This window comes from Vreelandella sp. 162(4c) (assembly GCF_058152265.1).
Genome location: NZ_CM176981.1, coordinates 5,315,270 through 5,331,194 on the forward strand (window position 1 = coordinate 5,315,270; position 15,925 = coordinate 5,331,194).

Below are 15,925 nucleotides of genomic sequence, written 5' to 3' on the forward strand. Positions count from 1 at the left end.
TTAGCCATAAGAGGTGCCCTGACAAGGGCGCCCGGGGGAGGGCCATCGTCTCGGAACAAACTTAATACCTTGTTATGATTGATTTTATTTACCATACATCTTCGAAAGAAGGCGACCGAAAATGTATGAGACATCGGTTTGTCCAGCTGGGCCTAGATACCGCCATAGAGATCCGCAGGCTTCTTCAGCCGCCTCATTGTTGCCCAGTGCCAATAAAGTGATTCCTAAGGCATAGTGGTAGGAGGGTAATTTCGATATCTCAGAGGCACTCTGTTTGAGGTGATACTTTCCCTCCCGCTCTTCGATATGCTCTAGAATACTATCGTAGCCTTCATCTTCAAGCACTTCCCGAACTTCATCGACACTAAGCGTTCGTACCGTATAACTCATACTCAATCCCCTGAAATATATCACTATAGCACAGCGGCGGCCTTAGAGTGGCGACAAAGGAGCCATGTAAAGGGCGTCCGGTGGTCATCGGCCGCAGACTGCTGCCCTTGTTAGATGCCAAGCTCATTTGAGACTAGCCATTTCTGACTTGGCTCGTGACCTGCTTCAACTGCCACGTTATAGTAGTGCGTAATAGCGGTAACCGCTTGGCGAAGGGCATATGCTTCATAATCCCCCCCTAGTCGGCTAGGACGATATACTCCTATTTGCGATGGGGTGTTGATGTAGTGGCTGAGGTGAAAATTAAACCCGCCACTAGCCGGATTTACTGAAAGTGCTACCCGAACTTCCACCGGGATTTCCTTTAGCCAGAACGAATAACCTGCTTCGGTTTTCTCGGTACGTTCAATGGCCACATCTTCAAGTGCAGATTCGATAGTCAACGGCATGTCATTCTCCTATTTTTTGGCATTTAACTCTGCGTTCACCGGCAAATTGCGCCAGCAGCGAACAATTTATCCGTGTGCAACGCCTTGTTAGTAGTTGATGAGATTATGTTCCATGGTTGCTTCCTATTCAATTTTCTCTATTGCAGTTTTGACTTCTTTTACTTTATAAAATTTGACTTTGCAATCACTATCTATTGACACATGATATTCTTTGGCGTTTTCAGCTTCAGAATAATCACCAAACAGAACATAATTTAAACCTCCTGCCCTCTGTGATGATTTGAATATAATTCCATCGAACATGCCATCATTATAATTGCGAATGGTTTCAGAAAAAATTTGAAGATTTATATAAGTAGTATCCGAAGGCCTGACTGCTTTCGAAACAAGTCCATGCAGTTCATTTAACAAGTATCTATCTTTAAAGGACTTGCTTTTTTTAGGGTTTTCCAAAATATTGGCTTTTTTTGCCGCACGTTGTCTAAAAGTGTGAAGTCAAAAAAATTGAGATCTTTAGTCGATATAAATTCTCCAATTGCAATGATATCACTGACATAGGGACGAAGTTCTGCGATTGCAGTTTCATGATCTCCGGATGTATACATAAAAGATATCCCCGAAGGGCTCATGCGGTTACTCGTTGCCAAACTCTCTGGAGGGGCGCCTAACTCTTTTTTTAAATTTGATTTTATAGTGTTTTTATGAGTTTCACCTTTTACAATTCGTCCTCTAAATAAACTCGTTCCTTTATCTATTTTTGTTAATGCTGCGTTAAAATCAGCACTATTTTTTTCTACATGAAAATTACAAGCGTCAATTAGGCTTTCATAAAATCTAGTCGCTTTGGTATTGGTGAAGCGGCGAGTATGCTTTACCTCCTTCGATAATTTATGCCACTCATCTATAGCTTCTTCTTTGTAGGTTTTAATGAGTACATCATCAAGGGTTTCTTTATATCTTCCTTTCTCTTGAAAAAAATCAGGGGCTGTTTTGCATAACAAGAAGATAAGCTTCTCTATGACTCTATCGTTATTGTATGTAAAGCGCTTTAATATTTCGCTAAGTGATATTGAATTCGAGAGATCGTTTTCAATGCAATCATAGTGGTTTGGAATACGTTCAGATAATGTAGGAACAATATCCTCCAGAATGATTCCTCTCACATGTTTTCTGAGCATATTAGGCAAGTTTTTTCAATATACAAGTCAGTGTTTATTTCTTTAAAATAATATGCACTCACATAACATCTATCACAAATGCTGCCGACAGAATTTTTAGCATTCTCTTCTTGTGTTTTTTTTAAATAGATCTTCAAAATTGAATTCATAGCTTTCTCATATAAAATGCAAAAAAATACTTTCACATGTAGATAAAAATGATTTTCTAGACAACTAACATATAATAGACTGCCAATTCTATGATTGGATAAACGTCTTAGCACTTTTCCAGCAAATGCAGCCTGCCTGATTCTCCCAAGCCAACGATCCTTCGGGCTATTATTTTCTATTAGTTCAATTCCCGCACCTGCTGTATTCCCGGCACGTTCGTTTTGGGTCGGTAACAGGCTCTTAATTCACTTAATATAGGCCCCATTCGGCTCATTGGAAAGCTCAAATTCGCCACTGCTTTCATCGAAAAAACTGTGTAAAAAACTATTTTCCTAAGTGTCGTGATTGAGGCAGTATTTTATCTAGGCTGCGCAAGCTGCGCGATTAGCCATCACTTTTTGAAGCCCTGTCGGTTACCCGGCGGGGCTTTTGCATTTCTGAATATCTAGTTTCGAGGTTTGATCATGTCTGCTCATTCACCTACTCATTGGCTTGAGGAGGCTGAGCTGCTGCACTTCGAGCCTACTGCGCCGGTCGATACTCGCAATAGTGACGTTGCAGCTTTCCTAGATATGCTTGCTTACGCAGAGGGTACGCCACCCTTTGGCGATCAGGACGGTTTCAATGTGATTGTTGGCGGCAAGACATTCAATAGCTACGACGATCACCCGCGACAGCTTGTTTGGCTGCCTGCTTATGAGATCCACTCTAGCGCAGCAGGGCGCTACCAGTTCCTGATACGTACATGGGATGACCTGGTCGAGCGGTTCCATCTTCCCGATTTTACGCCTGCTAGCCAAGATCTAGGTGCCATTCACCTTATCCGCCAGTGCAAAGCACTTTCCCTGATCCATGACGGCCGTATCCGTGATGCCATCCATGCTTGCCGCAAAATCTGGGCAAGCCTGCCAGGTGCTGGCTATGGCCAGCGGGAGCTGGCTACTGATGAGTTGCTGAGTGTTTATAAAGCGGCTGGCGGCATTTCCATCGACTAACTGACGAGGCCCGCCCGAGAGGTGCGCCATGAATCCAAGACGAAAAGAGAAACGCCCTATGAATGGCAGAGACCCCAACTTCTGGCAAGGGCTGCTGGATTTCTTGCCCATCACTTTGGTGGCCATCCTGACGTTCACCATGGGCTTTATTCGTGGTGTTCACGAGGGCGGCAGCTTAAAGAAGTCGCTGCTAGGCGCGGTGATGTGCACGCTTTTGGCAACACCGCTGTTCCCCGTATTCCTATGGATAGCTGAGTCTCAAGGCTGGCCAACTATTATTGCCTTCCCGCCGTGCGTGTTCCTGGCGTTCCTGGGTACCGATTGGATTCGCAGTAAAGCAGACGACCTCTATGAGGTTTTCATTGGGCGGTGGCGCAAATGATCGGGCAGCTCAAGCGCAAGCTGATCGGCGTGGGTATTGGCGGAATAAGTATTGCTGCTGTTTATTTCTACTGGCAGCACGTCACCGGCGAGCGTGATGCATACCAGGCAGAGGCTGAGCACCAGCGTGAACGTGCCGAGATATTGATCGAGCACCAGCAGTTTCAGCGCCAGCGCATCGAGACACTGAGCAACGCACTGGCTGCGCGTGAGCGTACGTTAGAAACCATTGATGACGATATAGGCGCCAGCACCGGGGCCCTCGAACCATTGGGAGAACAAGATGCGAAAGCAGGTGACTGGCTTGATAGCGATCTGCCTGATGGGGTTGTTGACTGGGTGCGCGAGCTTCAGCGATCAGGCGCTGCCAATGCAGTGCAGCAGCCTAGAGGTGCCGGAGTATCTAACGAATGAGCTGCCAGCGCCTACTCGACTCCTGCAGAGCAATAAAGGGCTACTTTTATTGCTCGCTGAATATGAGGGGCTACGCCGCCGGTTCAATGCTGACCGAGCGGCGGTGGTGGCGATTTTGGATAGCGGAGCTGACGAATAAGCTCCAAAAATTAATTTAAGCCGTTAAGTCTATCGGCTTCTGCAATAGCCTCTGCTTCTGATTTGAAACGCCCTTGCACAATCTTTCCATCGCGGTCTTCATCATTACGTAGATCTACAACCCACCATTCTGGGGGAGTCCCAGCAGGCTCGGTAATTATTACAGATTTCGTGACGTGATAGATAAGAGCCATATTTTAATACCTTTGCATTGTATTAGGTGATCAACCGTATCAGAAACGGCGCTTTTTTATCGGAAGAATTCTGAGCCCCCGGGGCAGTCCATGAATTCTTCTAAAGTTCGACCGCAAATTCATGGTCGACATCACCGCTGGACTTGAATCCGTGTGATTGCCCGGTCCGATAAAACGGATTACCCACAGTTCACCACTTCTCATTGAAAAACCACTGGTTCCTCCTGAGCGGGTGCCTCTACTGTATGGGAACGCAGAGCCTCGTTTCGCGCTATTTATGAGAATTTTCTAAGGCGAGGTTGTTGTTTAGACGTCGAGCTATAGACAGAAATCACCAGAGCCGTATTGGCCTGCAGCAGAAGAACGAACTGGCCGCTCGTAAGGTGGTGCCCAGCGAGTTTGCCATCTTCACCTTATTCAAAATCGCGGCAGAGATCGCCGCCATTCTCGACACGCTGCCGCTAACGATGAAGCGTAAGCACCCTGATTTAGAGACGCGTCACCTAGATACTCTGATGCGGGAGCTAGCGCGCGCCCGTAATCAAGCCAGTGGGCTCGATAGTCTTTTGCCGGAGCTGCTGGATGACTACTTCGACATTATCGATTCAGCAGCTTAGGGAGTGGCGGCACTCTGTCCATCAAGGTTTGTTGGCGCTGTTTCGGCCAGTGCCGCTGCCTGACTGCCATGCACAACCTTCGTCAATAAATCTGTGGGATTACTTTCATAGCGTTGTTAATTCTGACGCCCTTTTTTTAGTATTTTCCAGGCCTGGGTGGATAACACCATCAACAGTAGTGCGATGATTCCCTGCGAAATAGGGCGAGTAAATAGAGATCCCCAGTTATCCTGGGAAATCAGCATTGCCAAACGTAAGTTTTGTTCCGCCATTGGACCTAACAGTACTCCCAGCACTACTGGTGCAAGCGGGAAGGCTAGTCGATGGAGTAAATAACCGAGCAACCCAAAGGCTAGCATTACATAGAGGTCTGTCATGTTCCCTTTGACGGTATAAACACCCACGGCCATGAGCACCAACGTCGTTGGTACCAAGAGTGCGGTGGGCATGCGCAAGACCTGAGCGAATAGGCGGGTGGCCACCATGCCTCCTAGTAACAGGAGTAGCATCGCAGTAAACAGCATTTGCCACATGAAACCGAAGACCACATCAGGCGACTTCGTAAACAGTTGTGGGCCGGGCTGAAGTCCATGAATCATCAGCGCGCCGAGCACTAAGGCAGCAACCAAATTGCCAGGAATCCCTAACGTTAGGGATGGAATCATTGCAGAAGCATTGTCGGCACTGTTACCTGATTCAGCTGCTGCAACCCCCACAGGATTGCCCGTGCCGAAAGATTCGGGGTTCGTGGACTTGCGCTTTGCTTCGTTATAACTCAGCAATGCTGCCAAATTGCCACCGGCACCTGGCAAGATACCTACACTAACGCCGATCAGCGACGAGCGAGTCCAAGTGCGCCAGTGCTGACGTATCAGACCGAATGCGTTGCCGCTAGCATCAACCTTGAAGCTTCCTGCATCATAGTAAGTCGCGTTGCTTTTCTCCGCCATCTCCAGTACTGGCGGTATCGCGTAGAGGCCGATGAGTACAATGATCAGGTCGACCCCCCCACTTAAATAAAGCGAATCGAACGTATAGCGTTCCGCTCCACTGATTGTGTCAACGCCTACAAGGCCGATGATAACGCCCAACAGGGCGCTGAGCATGCCTTTGCTGATATCACTGCCCACCAATACGGCGATGCTTACAAGTCCGAAAACGGCCACCCAGAAATACTCAGTCGGCCCAAAGGCAAGCGTGACCTGTGCCAAAAGGGGGGCTAGCGTCATCAACGCTATGGCGCTAATAATTCCGCCGATGGCGGACGACCAGCACGCGGTCTTGAGAGCCAGCCCGCCCTGGCCGTTACGTGTCATAGGGTAACCGTCGAATGTTGTCGCGATTGCAGCTGGCGTTCCTGGGATTTTTAGTAAGATGGCGGGAATAGCTCCACCGTACATTGAGCCGTTGTAGATACCTGCTACCAACCCTAGAGCAATTACTGGATCAAACCCATACGTCAGCGGGAGCATGAGAGCGATTGCCATGACCGGGTTGAGCCCGGGTAGGGCTCCGATCAAGATACCCACCAAGGTGCCGACGAAGAGGCTGACTACGGAGCCAAGTTGCAAGGCCACAGGTAGTGCGTTGAACAGGGAATCAAACATATCGTGTAACCCTATTTAGGAAACCAGGAAAAATTCGACGGGCAAGGGTCGTTTTAGCACCATCGCAAAAAGCCCGTATAAGAGGATGATGAAGCCCACCGTAATACCTAAAACCACGATGGGGCGCCTTTCACCTAGTACCAGAGCCAGCAGAATGATGAAAAGGGTGCTAGTGGAGTAGAACCCCACGGTTGGCATAGCTAGGTAATAGATCAGGCAACAGGCGACTGTCGCCATAAACCTTCCCGGATGATCGATTAAGGCGGCGGCGCTGCTCAAACCGTCATTTTGCTGCGTTTGCACCACGCCCTTAACGATCAGAGGAAGTGAGAAAAGACACATCAGAATGCCAACTCCCATGGGCACGTAAGCGGCGCCGGCATCAAAGCCACTCCCCACCCAGACCACCGTGCAGCCAAAGATGAGGAAGGCGATGCCAGAGATAATATCTCTGAAGTTCATGAGCAAGTTACCGTCCATTCAGTCATGAATTAGTTTTTCTTAAGCCCAAGCTTTTCGAGTGTCTCTCCAATCGCTACGGTTTCCTGATGCAGACGCTCACGGAGCTCTTCACCACGTACGAGATTCAGCGTCTCGCCTTGAGATGTCAGGAACGCTTGGAACTCAGGATGCTCGACGGCGCTAGCTACGGCATCGGCGATGACGTTAACGCGCTGCTCATCCATACCCTCTGGTGCCAGCATCATGCGCCATAGCACTGTTTCCAGCTCGGGATGTCCGAGTGCTGCTAGGCCTGATGCCTGGGGTAGTGCTTCGTTATCGTCGGCTGAGGTCACGAGTAGGCACTTCGCCTTGCCATCCTCTACATAGGGAAGTGCGGGTGTGATGGAGCCACCGTAGATATCCACGTGTCCACCCAGGAAGTTTTGGAGGGTCTCACCAGCGCCGCCAAAAGGAATAGGGCGGGCCTCAATGTCATAGGCTTCAAAGATACGCTCGGCTGCCAAGCGCATGGTTCCACCGACCCCGTCATTGCCGTAGGTGTACTGACCAGGGTTATTCTGTAGCTCGGCAAGGAATTCCTCACCTGTTTCAGCTGGAAAGTCGGGGGCTACACACATGGTGTAGGCACTCTGCGAAGTGCTGGTGATCGGGGTCAATGTCTCGTAAGAGTACTGAACACGCTGCATGTGCGGTACGGTAGTGATAGGACTATTCCAGGTAGAAAGCAGTGTGTAGCCATCGGGCTTGGCACGGGCAATCTGGTTGACCCCAATAGCACCACCTCCACCAGCGACATTAAGCACAGCAAGTGACTCTCCTAGTTCTTCCTGCAGGTACTGATTGAGCATGCGCGCAACGTTGTCAGTGCCGCCGCCGGCTGGTGCCGGTACGATTATTTCGATGGGACGATTCGGATAGTCGTCAGCCATGACAGGCATAGCGGTAAACGCTGATAGCGCAACTAAAGACGTAAGCTGTAATGTTTTCATTGTTAGTTACCTTTTTTTGAAATGCAGGGTGATGAGGTGTGCATTTAATGCGATCTCAAGCAGGTTGATCACCGAGCGTGACACGGTAGCGGAACCGCTCAGGCCTTCCGTGTACTCGTCGAAACTCGATGACCCTGCCTGCAGGATTGCGGGCAATGCGCTGGATGGCGGCGACCGGTGCCCCAGTAGCTAGTTCTAGATGCTTTGCACTGGCCTTGGTGGCGGTGCCGAACGACAGCTCGTCGGTTGCCGACGAGATCAAAATCCCGAATTCCTCCAGAAATACGGGATACAACAAAGGGCCCATCGCTTTTGGATTCAGCGACATGAGCCCGTTGAAATCGGGCAGACGTAGATAAATTTCTTCAAACAGCAACGGGTCGCCTGACCAAAGGCGAACACGTTCCAACTTTATACAGTGGCTGACTGATTCTTCGCCAAAGGCCTGCTTTACGTCGGCGGGAAGGGCGACTTCCTGATGACTGAGAATTCGACTTTCCGGAATAACGGGTACATCGGGATCTTCCACATCATGTACATGGAAAAAACGAAACAGGTCGGCCCGAAAGGCAGGTTGCTTAACGAAAGTGCCGGTACCTCGCCGGCGATCCAATAGCCCCTCATCAACTAGCTGCTTCATAGCCATCCGCATGGTTGCTAAAGCAACACCATACTCTTCGGCTAAACGGTTCTCCGAGGGAAGCATGTCGCCTGGTTTCCACTCACCATTGGCTATCCTTGACCCTAATTGATCGCGGAGTTTGGCATACAGGGGGAGTCTTCCATCCGTATTAGCAGTGAATCTGGCTCGCATAGGGTCACCCAGTGGTTATCTTGATTTCTTGAGGTCATTGAAGACCCGTGTATACTTCCAGTCAACCAGTTCTCTAGAGAACTAGACTTATGTATAACAACTTAGGGATACGAAATCCCCAGTCAGAACGTAATGAGGTGCCAAAAGTGAAATTAGGTTTTGATTGTCATGCTCATGTCTACAGGGCTGTTAAGGAAGCCAATGGGTCTAACTACAGTCCATCCCGTCCTGCACCACTTTTGAATTGGCAAGAAAACCTAGAAAGCTGCAAATTAAGAGGCGGGGTACTGGTGCAGCCGAGCTTTTTGGGAAACGACAACCGGCAGCTGCTCGAAATTCTCTCCAGGCTTAATCATGCGTATCGCGGGGTCGTTCAGCTAGCCAAGGAGACGACGCTAGAGGAGATAGCCGTCCTTGATGCTGCAGGTATTGTAGGGGTGCGATGGAATCTCATTGAGGGGCGCAGCGCATTGCCAAACCTCAAGGATCCTCAATGGATAGACTTTCTAGATAATCTTAAAGCTATGGACTGGCATCTTGAGCTGCATCTGGAAGGGAACCGGTTACCTGAAATTTTTCCAGCATTACATGAGCATGGCGTGAAGTTAGTCATTGATCATATTGGGCTGCCAGTCGACGACGTTCCTATGCAAGACCCAGGCTGTCGTCTTCTGCTTGAGTCAGGACAGGCAGAACGAACCTGGGTGAAGCTCTCAGCCCCCTATCGTTCGCCTGTGTTTGACCTCAGACCGCATGTCCAGGCATTGTTGCATCATCTTGGACGTGATCGGTTAGTGTGGGGCAGTGACTGGCCATGGACGCGCCATGAGAATAAACACACTTACCACGATACTTACGGATGGCTCAATGACTGGGTTAGAGATGCTGATGATCGCCAGCACATTCTTGATGCGAGTCCTAGAGCCCTGTTTCGCCTGAGTGATTCATAGCGAGGGTATACCAACTGCTAAGAGGGCTGACATATGACTCGGATTGGAAACAGGGGGATATCCACTTCGAACTGGAGCCCGTTACTGAAGGGGAGATATCACAATGAGACAGCGTGACGAATTCGTTGAAGAAATGAAAGCCAGGCTCGACGAGTGGAATGCTGATATCGATAAGCTCACCGCCAAAGCTCGTCAGGCGAGCGACGAAGCGAGGGTCAAGTACCAAGAGGACATCGAGCGACTCAAGAAGCGCCAGGCGGAGACTCAGCAAAGGCTCGATGAGCTTCAGCATGCCAGCGAAGCGGCCTGGGAGACTGTCCGCCAAGGTATGGAAGACTCGTGGGAGTTGATGCGTAAAGCCTTCCGGGATGCCTCTTCTCGTTTCAAATAGCTTATTCAACTAACCTTGTTCAAATCATGCGTTTCACTTAAAAAAGCCTGAACAGTTAGCTGGGGTCGCGGCCCTCTTGTGGTTGCGATTCGCTGCCTTCTTGAAGACGCTCGATGGACGCATTTCCCTGCTTTGCCAGGGTCGCCAGGCGGTCGATTTGCTCATCCAGGCGGGGTAGGGCTTCTTGCCGATAGCTTGATAGATCGTCGATGGCGCCCATCACCTCGCTGAAAGCCTCCTCAAGCACTTGCATGTCGAGCATTGCGGAGGAGGCACGCTTCTGGATGTCCACGCCTTGCTGTCGCAGAGCCTTGGCAGTGCCGCCAATCATCTGCGATGTGGTCGTATTGAGGGCTTCGATACGATCCAGCACCAGGCGCTGATTAGCCATTGCCATGGCCACCGTGACCGCAACGGTGAGCGCCGACACGGTGACGTTAATGGCTCTGTCCACGCCGCGCATTAATTCCCGGTTGTTGCGGATAATCACCTCTAGCGCCAGTACGCCTTGCTGACTTACTGCCAGTTGCTGCTGTAGATCCACAATACGCTGACGCAGGGGGAAGAGCAGTTCTTCCTCAAGAAATTGACGTCGCGGATCATCGCCATCGCGAGCGGCTATTTCATCTTGCAGGCGGTGGTCGATCATGCGGCCCAACGCAATTTGGCGGTTCAGCTCGCCAAGGATTTTAGTTAACGCCTGCTGGTCATCGTTCAGGGTGAGGTTGTCACGATGCAGCATGTCTCGTCCGCTTTCCAGATCCTCGATGATCGCATCCAAGGCCTGCTGGGTATTCTCGAACTTACGAAAGTAGCGCTGCAAGCGGCTATCCAAGCCGGGAATGACCGCCAGAACGCGATCCAATGTAGTCGGCGCCAGGCGATGGCGTGCAGGGTCGAGCCCTTCCATGCGCCCACGCAGATCGGTCAGTGCCTTGGCAACCGGCCCACCTTCGTCGCCTTGGTGGGCCAACTTACGCAGCGGTGTTTGCAGCATGGCGCTGCGATGGGCAGCCTGCTGCTGCAGTTCAAGGCCCATCTCATCCACGGCACGGCGCTGGCGAACTACTGACTCCTCATCACCTTCGGCGAGGATATCCTCGACAAAGCGGTCGGCCATCGCCTCAAGCTCAGGGTCGATATCACGCTCATCGGGGGTTACCGATTCAGCCTGACTTGCACCCAATCGACTAGCTCCCAACTGGTCAGCGATCTCGTCCACCGGCGGCAGGGAGAGGCGACGTTTGTCATCGGATTGCTGAGCCATAGAGATCTCCTGGGCTATTAAAGCTATTAAAAATGCGATGAAATAAAACGGTTTAAATACAACAGAGTGAAAACTGCACGTTAGCACTACCGGCTAGCTTAATCCTTGCGGGCATAACGATCGGCCCCGTCGACGAAGCGGCGCAGATCTTCCAGCGCTTTTTCGGTGGTGACCGACGCCTGGGGGCGAGCCGTCTCGATGCGCGCCATGGAAACAGCGGTATCGTCGAGCACGGTCAAGGCGGATTCGATGCGGGCAGAGAGCTTATTCAGCCGGTGCTCGGTTTCCACTAGCAAATCGAGGCGACGCACCAGGGCAGCACGCTCTTCATCGCTTAATCGTTTGCCTTCCCGCTCCAGTCGACCTCGTACGTAATTACCGTCCACGCTAACCACACCACGTGCTTGGGAGGCCATGGCCGTCAACGTATCCACCGCGCCGAAACAGACTTGAGTGACCAAGCCTTGCGAGCGCTCGAAAGCCAGCTCGCCAGTATGGAATCGGTCGCCTAGTACGTCCATCACATGGCGGTAGCGGCTGTATAGGCGGTCTGTCAGGATTGCCAAGTCGGGACGGTGCACATCGAGCAAGTTCTGCTTGGCCCGGCACATGGCCAAGACTAGATCGTCGGCCCCCACGGGTGGCCTTGCGGGGTCGAGCACCGACACACCCGTTTCATAGGCGTTGCGCTCCTCTTGAGCACGGCGCTGCTGTGCTGCGGCCTCTCGTTGAGCCTCATGGCGACGCACGCGGCGGCGGGCCAGCCAGCCGCGTAGCGTTCGCTCGATAGGAAGTGCTACAGGAATGGCGACGATGCCTGTCAACCAGCCAAACAGGCTGGGGCTGAAACCACCCCATAGGGAGGTCAGCCATAGCAGCATGCTGATGAAGGGAACCACTAGGCAATAGCGGGCGATTACCTGGAGACGACTGGTAGTCGACACTGGAAGCGCCAGGCCAGGATTGAAGAGGCCGACCAGTAGCCAGGGCAGGCAGGTCATAAACAGGCCATAGGAAAATCCCTGCAGGAATCCCAACATAGATATGGCTATCCTTCAGTCATGGAACGCAAACACTGCGTGTAGAATAACTGAGATAGGTCGCTAAGTACCAACCAAGATGTACTCGACTCAGTTCAGTTGTACAAAAAGGCCGCCCCTTTGAGTAGGTGGCGGCCATTCTGTTCTTGCATTGTCTGCTATGCGTTAGGTTGTAGCAGGAACCATTTGACGGTCGCGTTTAGAGCTCCACACCAACGTGGCAACAAACAGTGCCAAGCCCAGGAAGTCCAGCAGCAAGGTTCCATGGGGCCATAGCATCAAGGCACCGATGGGGAACATAGCGAGACGAAGCCACCAGGGCAACGCGCTTTCTAAGTGGCCTTCCAGTCCCGCAATAATGGCGTAGATACCGAACAGCGCGAAGGCGAACACCACCAGCATCTCCATCGGTGTACCGGTGATCATTGGCGACCACACGAACAGTAGCGGAATAATGTAGAGGCCCTTGGCAATTTTCCAGGCGGTAAAGCCTGTGCGCATAGGCGGGGTTTTGGCGATAGCCGCCGCGGCGAAGGCGGTAAGGCATACCGGCGGCGTCACGTTAGAGTCCTGAGAGAGCCAGAAGATCACCATATGCGCCGCGACCAGCAGCATCGACAACGTATGCGATGAAAGCGCTTGCTCGTAAAGCTGCGAACGGAAGTTGTCCGGGACGACCGCCAAGAGTTCCTGGGCACTGGCGGCATCCATCGGTGCGTTCAACGCCTCTAGTGCTTCCGGAGCGGCAAGCATAAAGATCGCCCGTGCCTGCTCAGGCAGGTCACCGGCCATGATCAGCTCCAGCAGATGGCTTTCCGCCATCAAACCATAAAGCGCTGGTGCTGATAGCGTGCCCAATACGATATAAGCGGCCGTCACTGGCAGACCCATGCCTAGTACCAGGGAGGCCAATGCAATCAACACGATGGTGATTAACAGGCTACCGCCCGCCCAGTCGGCGATCATCAACGAAAAAATATTACCGATACCGGTCGTGGAGACCACGTTTACGATTAATCCGACCGTCAGCAGCAGAATCGCGGTGGAAATCATGTTCCGGGTACCCAGCACCAAGGCATCGATTATCGCCTGAAGTTTCATGGGGGTGCGTGACAGCCAGGAAGCACCCACCACGGATAAGATGGCGATACCTGCAGCGTAAGTAGGGGTGAAACCATTAACAAGCGCCGCGACCAGAATCACCAACGGTAGCAGGTAGTGCCAGCCACCCTTTAGCACGTCAATTAGTTTAGGTGCCTGTTCGGTTTCTACCTGCTGGGTACCGCTCCGTTTGGCTTCGATGCGCACGAACATGGCCACCGAGAGAAAGTACAGCAGCGCGGGAAGGGCGGCGACGCCGATGATGGTGAGATAGGACACCTGGGTATAGGAGGCCATAATAAAGGCACCCGCACCCATCACTGGAGGCATGAGCTGACCACCGGTAGAAGCCGCCGCCTCAACACCGGCAGCGAAGCGTGGTGGAAAACCAGCCTTGCGCATCAGCGGAATGGTAATCACACCGGTAGAGACCGTATTTGCCACACTGGAACCCGAGACTGACCCCATCAGCCCGGATGCAAACACCGCGACGAAGCCTGGGCCGCCAACAAAACGACCAGCGGCACAGCGCGCCAACTCGATGATGAACTCTCCAGCACCGGAACGTACCAGAAAGGCGCCAAAGAGAATAAACATGAAGACATAGGACCAGGAAATATTGGCTATCGAGCCTAGAATGCCATCGCCGCCGAGAAAGCTGCGAAAGAGTACGGTTTCCCAATTCAGTCCGGGGAAATTGAATACCCCACCTATATAACGCCCCCACCAGGCAACGTAGGTCAACGCAATGATACAGAGCAGCGGGATGAACCAACCTGTAGTACGGCGGGCAAATTCAAGTACCAGCGCTAAAGCGGTGATCGAAACAACCCAGTCAGCCAAGGAAAAGCGCACCCCGCGGGCGTAGAGCGCATCTTCAAAACCAATCAAATAAAACGCACAGCCCAGGGCGGCCAGGCCGAGACACACATCGACCGCAAGTAATAGTCGTTGGCCGTTAGCAGAGCGTGCTTTAAACATAGGCACGGAAAGGGCGCACAACAGACCGAACATGCCGAAGTGAAGGGCGCTGACCCAGACCTCTGAGATTGTGCCCAGGGTATTGAAATAGATATGCGACAGGGCAACGACGATGGCGAGTAGGCTCAGAATCCGGCCAAGCCAAGGGTGTTCGGGGCGCTCCGCCGCATCGCTTGCGAATTCGTCGCGCACCGTATCAGGTGTCGAATGGCTCATGGTGTACCTCATGGAACACGGTAAGGCATAGAAAGGACATCCACCCGAACTGTGCCGGGCGGATACTAGGCTGGGGAGGCATTAGCCTTCGAGAAGATGCTCGGGTATTTCCATGCCCTGCTCCTGGAAATAGCGTGCAGCACCGGGATGCAGGGGCATCGGCAGGCCATCCAGGGCTTTTTCGAGTGTCATATCGCGCGTCGCTGGGTGAATGTTATTCAGGAACGGCAGGTTCTCAAACATTGCCTTGGTGATCTGATACACGTGCTCTTCCGGAACATCGGCGTTGACCACCAGAATGTTGGGCTGAGAAATAGTGTTGATCGGCGCTTCCTGGCCAGGATAGGTGTCGGCGGGAATGTCGAAAGCGCTCCACACCGGATATTGGCCGTTGATTCGCTCAAGCTGCTCTGCGGTCACATTCAGCGTGGTAATGTCACCACCCATGTTGGCGTAAGCACTGGTCACCGCGGAAGCCGGCACGCCCGCCGGTATGTTCATGCCGTCTATATTGCCGTTCTGCATAGAATCAGCGCTGGCGCTGTAACCCAGGTAGGCGATATTCATCTGCTCCGGATCAATTTCCAGACCGGCAAGAATTTGCCGACCGGAGCCTTCGGTGCCGGAATTGCGTGCGCCGATGGAGAAGCCGCGCCCATATAGCTGGACCAGATCGTCAATAGTACCGGTTTCGACAAGCTCGTCGCGCATCACGAAGTGTTCGACGTTCTGCCATAGCATGGAGATTGAGCGTACGTTGTCGTAGGCCTTAGGTACCGGGCCTTCACCTGACCAAGCCCAGGCGCCGTAAAGCGCTTGTAGAATGCCGAATTGGGCTTGGCTGTCGTCCATCAGGCGCAGGTTTTCGGCCGAACCAGCCGAGCTGATGGCGGAAACAGAGATGCCATGGGTGGGCTCTAGCTTGACGCGTACCAGGGTGGAGAGCGCTACGCCTACCGGGTAGAAAGTCCCGCCGGTGGTCGCGGTGCCCATGATGTACTGGCCGCCTTGATCACTCTCCTGAGCGATAGCAGCGGAGGTGCTGACCCCGATTGCTGCGGCGGTAGCAAGGCACAATGTGGTTTTGAGAATAGGTGTGGTTTTGAGAAATTGACGTTTCAGCATGGAGTTGCTCCTGGCTTATTGGAATTATGGGAGTAATCGCTACTCCGTTTCCCCATAGAGCGAGAAGCTAGCC

Annotated in this window: 19 protein-coding genes; 6 read left to right on the forward strand and 13 right to left on the reverse strand. The window is 52.1% G+C overall.

Annotated elements, in window-relative coordinates:
- Nucleotides 1–84: 84 nt before the first annotated feature.
- From AC4EYZ_RS24530 to AC4EYZ_RS24545, 4 genes are all read right to left on the reverse strand, one after another.
- Entirely contained in the window at nucleotides 85–390 is a 306-nt protein-coding gene (locus AC4EYZ_RS24530) for a hypothetical protein (protein ID WP_022523423.1), read from the reverse strand.
- Between the two features lie 110 nt (nucleotides 391–500).
- Complete coding sequence (locus tag AC4EYZ_RS24535; RefSeq protein WP_022523424.1) at nucleotides 501–839, reverse strand: hypothetical protein; 339 nt, start codon at nucleotides 837–839, stop codon at nucleotides 501–503.
- 123 nt (nucleotides 840–962) lie between these two features.
- Nucleotides 963–1,250, reverse strand: coding sequence for an RES family NAD+ phosphorylase (locus AC4EYZ_RS24540; protein ID WP_053857054.1), 288 nt, complete (start codon nucleotides 1,248–1,250; stop codon nucleotides 963–965).
- On the reverse strand, nucleotides 1,244–2,017 hold the full coding sequence (locus AC4EYZ_RS24545; RefSeq protein WP_022523426.1) for an RES family NAD+ phosphorylase: 774 nt from the start codon (nucleotides 2,015–2,017) through the stop codon (nucleotides 1,244–1,246). The genes AC4EYZ_RS24540 and AC4EYZ_RS24545 overlap by 7 nt, the downstream gene beginning before the upstream one ends.
- Nucleotides 2,018–2,631: 614 nt before the next feature.
- Between AC4EYZ_RS24545 and AC4EYZ_RS24550 the strand changes: the two genes are divergently transcribed.
- The 3 genes from AC4EYZ_RS24550 to AC4EYZ_RS24560 are packed head-to-tail and all read left to right on the forward strand — an operon-like array spanning nucleotide 2,632 to nucleotide 3,957.
- Complete coding sequence (locus AC4EYZ_RS24550) at nucleotides 2,632–3,162, forward strand: glycoside hydrolase family 24 protein (protein WP_022523427.1); 531 nt, start codon at nucleotides 2,632–2,634, stop codon at nucleotides 3,160–3,162.
- Between the two features lie 28 nt (nucleotides 3,163–3,190).
- Nucleotides 3,191–3,544, forward strand: a complete 354-nt coding sequence (locus AC4EYZ_RS24555; RefSeq protein ID WP_022523428.1) for a phage holin family protein — start codon at nucleotides 3,191–3,193, stop codon at nucleotides 3,542–3,544.
- On the forward strand, nucleotides 3,541–3,957 hold the full coding sequence (locus AC4EYZ_RS24560) for a hypothetical protein (protein WP_022523429.1): 417 nt from the start codon (nucleotides 3,541–3,543) through the stop codon (nucleotides 3,955–3,957). The genes AC4EYZ_RS24555 and AC4EYZ_RS24560 overlap by 4 nt, the downstream gene beginning before the upstream one ends.
- Before the next feature lie 149 nt (nucleotides 3,958–4,106).
- On the opposite strand, the gene AC4EYZ_RS24565 is transcribed toward AC4EYZ_RS24560, so the two are convergent.
- On the reverse strand, nucleotides 4,107–4,289 hold the full coding sequence (locus AC4EYZ_RS24565; protein ID WP_022523430.1) for a hypothetical protein: 183 nt from the start codon (nucleotides 4,287–4,289) through the stop codon (nucleotides 4,107–4,109).
- Between the two features lie 302 nt (nucleotides 4,290–4,591).
- On the opposite strand from AC4EYZ_RS24565, the gene AC4EYZ_RS24570 reads away from it, so the two are divergent.
- Nucleotides 4,592–4,906, forward strand: coding sequence for a terminase small subunit (locus tag AC4EYZ_RS24570; RefSeq protein ID WP_022523431.1), 315 nt, complete (start codon nucleotides 4,592–4,594; stop codon nucleotides 4,904–4,906).
- A gap of 116 nt (nucleotides 4,907–5,022) precedes the next feature.
- On the opposite strand, the gene AC4EYZ_RS24575 is transcribed toward AC4EYZ_RS24570, so the two are convergent.
- Genes AC4EYZ_RS24575 through AC4EYZ_RS24590 form a run of 4 tightly spaced genes read right to left on the reverse strand, consistent with a single transcriptional unit; the run spans nucleotide 5,023 to nucleotide 8,781 of the window.
- Nucleotides 5,023–6,513, reverse strand: coding sequence for a tripartite tricarboxylate transporter permease (locus tag AC4EYZ_RS24575; protein ID WP_022523432.1), 1,491 nt, complete (start codon nucleotides 6,511–6,513; stop codon nucleotides 5,023–5,025).
- Between the two features lie 15 nt (nucleotides 6,514–6,528).
- Nucleotides 6,529–6,975, reverse strand: coding sequence for a tripartite tricarboxylate transporter TctB family protein (locus AC4EYZ_RS24580; RefSeq protein ID WP_236557293.1), 447 nt, complete (start codon nucleotides 6,973–6,975; stop codon nucleotides 6,529–6,531).
- 29 nt (nucleotides 6,976–7,004) lie between these two features.
- The gene (locus AC4EYZ_RS24585; protein ID WP_009287855.1) at nucleotides 7,005–7,967 is read right to left on the reverse strand and encodes a Bug family tripartite tricarboxylate transporter substrate binding protein; all 963 of its coding nucleotides are present in this window, start codon (nucleotides 7,965–7,967) and stop codon (nucleotides 7,005–7,007) included.
- 55 nt (nucleotides 7,968–8,022) lie between these two features.
- Nucleotides 8,023–8,781, reverse strand: coding sequence for a GntR family transcriptional regulator (locus AC4EYZ_RS24590; RefSeq protein WP_414126790.1), 759 nt, complete (start codon nucleotides 8,779–8,781; stop codon nucleotides 8,023–8,025).
- Nucleotides 8,782–8,870: 89 nt separating this feature from the next.
- Between AC4EYZ_RS24590 and AC4EYZ_RS24595 the strand changes: the two genes are divergently transcribed.
- Together AC4EYZ_RS24595 and AC4EYZ_RS24600 are read left to right on the forward strand one after the other, a co-directional pair.
- Nucleotides 8,871–9,731: an amidohydrolase family protein gene (locus AC4EYZ_RS24595; RefSeq protein ID WP_474191599.1), complete on the forward strand. Its 861-nt coding sequence runs from the start codon at nucleotides 8,871–8,873 to the stop codon at nucleotides 9,729–9,731.
- A 103-nt stretch (nucleotides 9,732–9,834) separates the two neighbouring features.
- Nucleotides 9,835–10,122 (forward strand): sll1863 family stress response protein, encoded by a 288-nt coding sequence (locus AC4EYZ_RS24600; RefSeq protein WP_027959459.1) that lies wholly within the window; start codon nucleotides 9,835–9,837, stop codon nucleotides 10,120–10,122.
- A 55-nt stretch (nucleotides 10,123–10,177) separates the two neighbouring features.
- Here AC4EYZ_RS24600 and AC4EYZ_RS24605 read toward each other — a convergent pair whose 3' ends face one another.
- The 4 genes from AC4EYZ_RS24605 to AC4EYZ_RS24620 all read right to left on the reverse strand — a co-directional run bounded on the left by AC4EYZ_RS24605 (nucleotide 10,178) and on the right by AC4EYZ_RS24620 (nucleotide 15,852).
- Nucleotides 10,178–11,389, reverse strand: coding sequence for a toxic anion resistance protein (locus tag AC4EYZ_RS24605; RefSeq protein WP_233973974.1), 1,212 nt, complete (start codon nucleotides 11,387–11,389; stop codon nucleotides 10,178–10,180).
- A gap of 98 nt (nucleotides 11,390–11,487) precedes the next feature.
- A complete protein-coding gene (locus AC4EYZ_RS24610) occupies nucleotides 11,488–12,429 on the reverse strand; it encodes a cobyrinic acid a,c-diamide synthase (RefSeq protein ID WP_233973975.1) in 942 nt (313 codons plus the stop codon).
- Nucleotides 12,430–12,594: 165 nt separating this feature from the next.
- Nucleotides 12,595–14,727, reverse strand: coding sequence for a TRAP transporter permease (locus tag AC4EYZ_RS24615; protein WP_233973976.1), 2,133 nt, complete (start codon nucleotides 14,725–14,727; stop codon nucleotides 12,595–12,597).
- Between the two features lie 81 nt (nucleotides 14,728–14,808).
- Nucleotides 14,809–15,852 carry a TAXI family TRAP transporter solute-binding subunit gene (locus tag AC4EYZ_RS24620; RefSeq protein WP_161463403.1) on the reverse strand — a complete coding sequence of 348 codons (1,044 nt, stop codon included), beginning with the start codon at nucleotides 15,850–15,852 and terminating at the stop codon, nucleotides 14,809–14,811.
- Nucleotides 15,853–15,925 lie beyond the last annotated feature (73 nt).